At 70.1% G+C, this 2658-nt stretch carries 4 protein-coding genes and 1 pseudogene; all 5 read right to left on the bottom strand.

What is annotated here, in order from left to right; translation table 11 throughout:
• Window positions 1–404, bottom strand: a pseudogene (gene bacP, locus D7W79_RS41105) (bactofilin BacP); the annotation flags it as partial.
• Window positions 405–407: 3 nt separating this feature from the next.
• On the bottom strand, window positions 408–731 hold the full coding sequence (locus D7W79_RS41100) for a bactofilin family protein (RefSeq protein ID WP_120530631.1): 324 nt from the start codon (window positions 729–731) through the stop codon (window positions 408–410).
• A 65-nt stretch (window positions 732–796) separates the two neighbouring features.
• Complete coding sequence (gene bacN / locus D7W79_RS41095) at window positions 797–1138, bottom strand: bactofilin BacN (RefSeq protein ID WP_014397642.1); 342 nt, start codon at window positions 1136–1138, stop codon at window positions 797–799.
• Window positions 1139–1191: 53 nt separating this feature from the next.
• A complete protein-coding gene (locus D7W79_RS41090) occupies window positions 1192–2028 on the bottom strand; it encodes an alpha/beta hydrolase (protein WP_120530630.1) in 837 nt (278 codons plus the stop codon).
• 12 nt (window positions 2029–2040) lie between these two features.
• Window positions 2041–2658, bottom strand: a 618-nt coding sequence (locus D7W79_RS41085; RefSeq protein WP_120530629.1) for a tetratricopeptide repeat protein, incomplete at its 5' end; no start/stop codon positions are given.

Genomic DNA, 2658 nt, shown 5'->3' with positions numbered 1-2658 from the left:
GTCACGGCCTGGGGACGCGTGACAGCGGGGCGCTCGGCCGGCAGACGGCCCGGCTCCACGTCGCCCATGTCCACGCGGCCGCGGAAGCTGGCGCCGTCCACGATGATGACGCGGGGGGCGCGGATGTCGCCCACCATGCGGCCCTCGTGGGTGAGCTCCACGCTCTCGGTGGCGTTGATGTTGCCCACCACCACGCCGCTGACGATGGCGTTCTTCACCGCCACGTTGGCCTTCACCACGCCGGACGGCTCCACGATGAGGGTGCGGCTGAGGGTGAGCTCACCCTCGACGCGACCGCGGACCGTGAGGTCCTCGTCACCCGTGAGCCGACCGCTGATGAGGATGGAGGGCCCCACCACGGTGTTGTCGACGGTGTTGCCTGCAAGCTCCTTGGCGGTGGCCACGGATCAGCGCTCCTTCATGTCCATGTCGACGTTGCCCTTGAAGGAGGCACCGTCGGCGATGAGGATGCGCGGCGCCTTGATGTCGCCCACCACGCGGCAGTCCGTCTTCAGCTCGACCTTGTCGCTGGCGACGATGTTGCCCGTCACGCGGCCGGCGATCTCCACGTTCTGCGTCTCGATGTCCGCCTCGACGACGCCCGAGCCCTCCACGTAGAGGCTCTCCTTGAGGGAGATCTTCCCCTTCACGGTGCCCTGGATGACCAGGACCTCGTCACCGGAAATCTCTCCGTCGATGACGATGCTCGAACCAATGACCGTATTCGCCATGAGTGTTGTCCGCCTTGCTCGAAGCTGTGCGCCTGGGGGGACCGTGGGACGGACCCCGGTGGATGCTAGATGTCGTCCGGCAACTTCACGTCCATCTCGATGGAGCCGTTGAACACGGCGCCGTCCTCGATGATGACCCGCGGGGCCTTGATGTCGCCCGCCACCTTCGCCGAGGCGTTGATGGCCACGCGCGTGGAAGCGTCGATGTTGCCGCTTGCCTCGCCGTTGATGGTCAGTTCCTCGGCGCGGATGTCCGCCTGGACCTTGCCGGTGCCTTCGATGGTGAGGTGGTTCTTGAGGGCGATCTGCCCCTCCACACGCCCTTCGATGACCAGGTCCCCTCCGCCCGTGAGGTTGCCCCTGATGACGATGCCCTTGCCAATGATGCCCGTTTCACCCTGTGCCATGAGGTGATCCTCGCCAGCGCCCGCTCCAGTGGAAGCGGGGCGACCTGATTATGTCAGAGATGCGCGGAGATCCAGCCGGAGATGTCCTGGAACACCGTCGCGCGGTCCCGCTCGTTGAGCGGCTCGTGCCGCATGCCGGGGTACTCCTTGAACTTCTTGTCCGCCGTCCCCGCCGCCTCGAAGAAGGCCCGCGCCGCCGCCGGCAGCGCCACCCCGTCCTCCTGGCCGCACAGCACGAACAGCGGCACTTGAATCTTCGGCGCCAGCGCGAGCGTCTGCGCCTGGGCGGCCGTGGACTCCACGAACCAGCGGGGCGTGGCGAAGGGGACGTACAGCGGGTCCGCGGTGACTGCCTTCTGGATTTCCGGGTCGGTGCTGAGCATCTCCGGGGCCAGGCCCGAGGGGACCTTCATCCACGGCACCACCGTGCCCACCATGCGCGCGGCCATGACCTTCGCGGCCGGCGGGGTGATGGCCAGCTTGAGGTAGGGCGCGGAGAGGATGGCGCCGGAGAGGCCCTCCAGCCTCCCGGCCAGGGCGTGCGCGGCCATCAGGCCGCCGTGGCTGTGGGCGAGCAGGAAGATCTTCTCCGTGCCCGCGGCCTTGCGCACGCGCTGCCAGAAGCCGTCCAGGTCGTCGAGGAACTCCGTCCACTTCGCGGCGTAGGCGCGCCGGCCGTCCGCGCGGCCGTGGCCCCGGTAGTCGAAGCCGTGCACGGCGAAGCCGTCCCGCACCAGCGCGTCGATGACGGGCCGGTAGCGGCCGATGTGGTCGCCGTAGCCGTGGACGATGGCGACGTGCGCGCGGGGGGCGGAGTCCGGCAGGTCCAGCGTCCAGAACAGCCGGGTGGTGTCCTTCCCGGTGAAGAAGCCTTCGTCGTGGCGGGCCATGAGCCCGGGACCTTAGCGGCCCTGCGCCGTCGAGGGTAGCGCCTTCAACTTGCGCTCCAGGGAGGTGCGCTGATCCGCGGGCTCGGCGGCCTCCGGCTCCAGCGTCAGCACCTCCAGCGCGCGCTTCCAGACCCGGGTGGCCTCCGGGGCGCGGCCCGCCTTGAGGTAGGCATCCCCCAGGTGCTCCAGGATGGCGGGGTCGTCCGGGGACAGGTCCACCGCGCGCTCCAGCACCTCCACGGCCTTCCTGGCTTCGCCGCGCTGGAAGTGCACCCACCCCAGCGAGTCCACGTAGGCGGCGCTATCGGGCCGCAGCGCCAGCGCGCGGCGCACCAGCCGCTCCGCCTCGTCCAGATCCCTGCCCCGCTGCGCCAGCACGTAGCCCATGAAGTTCATCGCCGCGGAGTGGTCCGGCTTCAGCGCGAGCACCGCCCGCATGCGGGAGAGCGCCCCCGCCACGTCGCCCTGGCGCTCCAGCAGGATGCCCAGGGCGTACTGCAGGTCCTGGTTCCTGGGCGCCTTCGCGACAGCGTCCCGCAGGAGCGCGAGCGCATCCGGGGCCCGGCCCTGGCGCTCCAGCAGGGTGGCCAGCGCGTCGTACGCCATCGCCCCACCCTCCCCCGCCAGCGC

The organism is Corallococcus exercitus, assembly GCF_003611585.1.
Lineage (GTDB): Bacteria > Myxococcota > Myxococcia > Myxococcales > Myxococcaceae > Corallococcus > Corallococcus exercitus.
This window is presented reverse-complemented; position numbering and strand designations above follow the sequence as displayed.